Annotated in this window: 1 pseudogene; it reads right to left on the reverse strand. The window is 59.3% G+C overall.

The annotated features are described in order from the left end of the window. Positions 1-194 (reverse strand): annotated as a pseudogene (locus EN874_RS33190) (MBL fold metallo-hydrolase); the annotation flags it as partial. Between the last annotated feature and the right edge of the window lie 96 nt (positions 195-290).

Here is a 290-nt window from a genome sequence, read left to right on the forward strand (position 1 = left end):
AGAGGGACATGACGTTTCAGGCTGAAATGGCCTAGACCGGTATCGAACAACAGGTCGCGGTCGCGCCCGCGCACATGCCAGATGTTGCAGCGGAAGAACGGCTTTATCCACGGCTCATGGATGAGCGTGATGTCGTCGCCCATGCGGATGGTTTCGTACCAGTCCGGAGCCTCGATGACCGGAAGCATGCTCATGGATCAGTCCGCCAGCAGGATGATGTCCTGAGCGTTGCATGAAACCGCTGTCGTGTCGCCTGCCTGGACGGTTGTCGAAGCGGGGGTCTTGGCGAT

It is taken from the genome of Mesorhizobium sp. M1D.F.Ca.ET.231.01.1.1 (genome assembly GCF_003999155.2).
Classification (GTDB): Bacteria; Pseudomonadota; Alphaproteobacteria; order Rhizobiales; family Rhizobiaceae; genus Mesorhizobium.